A 3,654-nucleotide genomic window follows, 5' to 3' on the forward strand; every position below is an offset into this window, starting at 1 on the left:
TAAATGTTTCTCGCGAAATATTACAACAAAATAATAAATTGCCACAAATTAAAAAACAAATTATTAAAAAAGCTTTATCTTCCCTTCAACATTTGTCTACATCTGACAATGAAAAATATTTAAAATTCTACCAAACGTTTGGTGCCGTTTTAAAAGAAGGCTTTCATTTTGATTATGAGCAACACGAAAGTTTAAGTGAACTTATTCGCTTTAAATCTTCTAAAACAGGAAAAGAAGGCTGGATATCTTTTAAAGAATATATTGAACGTAAAGCAGAAGGCCAAAAAGAAATATATTATTTAACAGGTCCAAACTTTGAATCTGTTGAACGTAGCCCTCACCTTGAAGACTTAACATCACGTGGCATTGAAGTTTTATTCCTCATAGATCCTATCGATGAGTGGTTTATTATGAGCTATGCAAAACATGGCGAATTTAATCTTAAATCAATCAATAAAGGTGATTTAGATCTTTCTGGCGTTGGCAAAGAAAACGAAGAAGAAAAAAAGAATGAAGAAAAACCAGTTGAAGAACTTGTTGGCCTATTAGATCTTTTCCGTACAAAATTATCTGATAAAATTAAAGAAGTGAAAATTTCTAAACGCCTACGTGAAAGCGCTTGCTGTTTAGTTGCAGATGAAAATGGGATGACTGCCCATATGGAACGTATCATGAAAGCAACAGGGCAAGGCATGGGGAGCGTAAATAAGAGAATTCTTGAAATTAACCCATCACACTCTTTAATTAAAAATCTTGCTGATCGTAAAAATAAAGGGACAGATGACTCTACATTATCTGAATGGGTTGAAGTTTTATATGAAACAGCACTTTTATCTGAAGGTAGCCCAGTGAAAAATCCTGGTACTTTTGCTAAGCGTTTAACAAAAATCATGGAAATGGCTTCTAATAAATAAGAAAATTATTCCGAAAGGAAAAGATTACCTTATTACTTTAGTTTAATCCCCTCAATTTTTTAATATATATTAAAAAATTGAGGGGATTTTTTTATGGAAGTGTTTGACTCTGAAGGTAAATCTATATTTGATTCAGCTCCTAAAAAAAAGAAAAGATATGTTTTATATTTATTTAAATTAACAAGAGATGATGAAACAAGAATTCGAACCGTAGAAAAAGCAATTCAAAACTCTTTATCCGAACATATTATGGTACGATTTGAAGACCCTAACGAAGCCTTAAAAGCCTTAATAGTAAAAAATATTGAATTGATATTTATTGATTCTTCTTTATTTGATGACGATAAAATTGCAATTGATTTTGGAGTAGAATGTAAAAAAAGAAAAAAATGTCCTTTATTTTTTATTGCAAAAAATGAAGATATTTTAATCACCGAGTATAGAAAAAAACTTGCTTTTTATGAAGAACTTGACGATTATTTTAAAGACCCAATTGATTTTATGGAAATCACTCGAAAATTAAAAAGAGCTTCAAATACAATTGGAAGAAAAGCGAAAAGATTTTCACTAGGAATTCCAATTAAATTATACAGACTTAATGATGATAAATATTATGATGTCATACTAAATGATATCAGTTTAGTTGGTTTTAGTATTTCTATTGTAGGAAATGAAATGTTAAAAACCAATGAGCAAGTTAAAATAAAAGTACCAATAAACGAATTTAATTTATTTCATCCCACTTATGGAGAATTTTTACCCGTTTCAGGAAAAGTAAGAAGAATATCTATTAATGGCCATATTTTTGGTTGTTCAATTGAATTTTCAACACCAATGCAACTTGAAGTCCTTATGAATTTACTTGAAAAAGTAACAAGAAAAATGCGCATGGTTAAAATTGCCGAAAAACCTAAAAAAGAAGTAGATCCTGTACCAGTATAAAGTTTTTAATTTTTTAATTGTTTTGCATAATCATAGAGATATTGAATTCCACTGATTAAACTTGCCGCCAATGCAAGCATAATAAAAAATTGTCCTATATAATGGAATGGAACAAACCATAAAGTACCACAAATTGTTAAACCTATAATACCTAAATCTTGAAATGTTGTTTTTGTTTTTCCTATAAAACTAGAAGGAATTTGTATACCATCTTCTATAGCAGCTAAACGAATCGCATTTATACCAAGATCACGAACAATAATAATGACAGCAATAAGGCCATCCATTCTGTGTTTTTCAACAAGAATTACCATAGCAGAAACAACTAATAGTTTATCTGCAAGAGGATCGAGGAGCTTACCCAAAACAGTTTCAACATTAAATTTTCGTGCAATCCATCCATCAAAAAAATCGGTGATAGCAGCTACTGCAAATACAATTGCCGCTGCAATGTCTGTCATGCTTGGATTTTTGATAGGATTTATAATTCCAAAATGACCAGATTCAGAAGCAACTTCACCCAATGACATAAGGTAAACTACCACTGGAATGCACATTATTCTAAGAAAAGTTAGTCTATTTGGTAGTTTCTTTAACCAATTTGGCAAATTTTTATTGCCTGTAGAAGTCTCATCTAAAGATTGCTTATTGTTTTTAAAAAAAGATAGAATCAAGAGCAACCTCACAATATAAAAATATTATAGAATAGAATTTAGATTATCACATTCATACCCAGCTCACATTGTTTTGCAACGGACTAGCGCATTTTTCAAGACCGAACGTAAAATTTATATAACATTTTCTATTTTAAATATCCTCTAGTTCAAAATTTTTGATTTATCCAATCAAACAAGATAATTAAAAAAATATATTAATGAAGATTTATTAAGCAAAAGTATATTCTAATCTTTCACTGGCATGAAACTATTCGAAAGAGATATAATCTTGACATCGAATCTTCAATGTATAGTCTACTTCATTGAGATAAAAAAGTTCCCGTATGCTCTCTCATTTAATTTATGCAAAAGGGGTTCCCATATGAGCGTATTAGTAGGACGTCAAGCGCCAAACTTTAAAGCAGATGCTGTGGTAAATAATGACTTTAAAGAAGTTTCCCTTTCTGATTTTAAAGGGAAAAAATATGTTGTTTTATTTTTCTACCCTCTCGATTTTACATTTGTTTGCCCAACAGAACTTCATGCTTTTCAAGAAAAACTTGAAGACTTTACAAAAAGAGATGTTGAACTTATTGGATGTAGTATTGACAGCAAATTTTCGCACTATGCTTGGCTAAATACTCCAAAAAATAAAGGCGGTATTGAAGGAGTAAAATATACTCTTATTTCTGATATTCACCGTACCATTGCCCGTGATTATGACGTACTTAGCGATGGTGGCGTATCTTATCGTGGTCTATTTTTAATTGATAAAAGTGGTGTAGTTCGTCACCAAATTATTAATGATCTTCCATTAGGTCGTAACGTTGATGAAGCCATTCGCCTTGTAGATGCTCTTCAACATTTTGAAAAACATGGTGAAGTTTGTCCTGCTAACTGGAATAAAGGCAAAGACGCTATGAAAGCAACTCAAGATGGCGTCAGCAATTACTTATCTAAACATTAATTATAACTAAATCTGTTATATTATTTTAAGGCTCTTTAAGGCGCTTCCCTTAAAGAGCCTTTTTCTTAAAAAAAGGGTTATTATGGTGCGCCAAGATAAGTGCGTAAGAACCAGTGAGTGCGAATCTCACCCACGTAAAGATTAGCCATCAGCGTGGAAGTAAGCAGTGCGATTA

Annotated in this window: 3 protein-coding genes and 1 pseudogene; 3 read left to right on the forward strand and 1 reads right to left on the reverse strand. The window is 31.2% G+C overall.

The genetic code is table 11. From position 1 onward, the window contains the following. Positions 1 to 914: pseudogene (locus tag ACIQ56_RS15580) on the forward strand (molecular chaperone HtpG); the annotation flags it as partial. Between the two features lie 93 nt (positions 915 to 1,007). Then, a complete protein-coding gene (locus ACIQ56_RS15585) occupies positions 1,008 to 1,856 on the forward strand; it encodes a PilZ domain-containing protein (RefSeq protein WP_397601962.1) in 849 nt (282 codons plus the stop codon). A 5-nt stretch (positions 1,857 to 1,861) separates the two neighbouring features. Here the strand turns inward: ACIQ56_RS15585 and pgsA are convergent, their stop codons facing one another. Further along, the gene (gene pgsA, locus ACIQ56_RS15590) at positions 1,862 to 2,530 is read right to left on the reverse strand and encodes a CDP-diacylglycerol--glycerol-3-phosphate 3-phosphatidyltransferase (protein WP_397601963.1); all 669 of its coding nucleotides are present in this window, start codon (positions 2,528 to 2,530) and stop codon (positions 1,862 to 1,864) included. A 364-nt stretch (positions 2,531 to 2,894) separates the two neighbouring features. On the opposite strand from pgsA, the gene ACIQ56_RS15595 reads away from it, so the two are divergent. Next, positions 2,895 to 3,479 carry a peroxiredoxin gene (locus ACIQ56_RS15595; protein ID WP_397601964.1) on the forward strand — a complete coding sequence of 195 codons (585 nt, stop codon included), beginning with the start codon at positions 2,895 to 2,897 and terminating at the stop codon, positions 3,477 to 3,479. The last annotated feature ends 175 nt before the right edge of the window (positions 3,480 to 3,654 follow it).

The sequence above is a fragment of the Silvanigrella sp. genome (assembly GCF_044369315.1).
In the GTDB taxonomy this organism is placed as follows: Bacteria; Bdellovibrionota_B; Oligoflexia; order Silvanigrellales; family Silvanigrellaceae; genus Silvanigrella.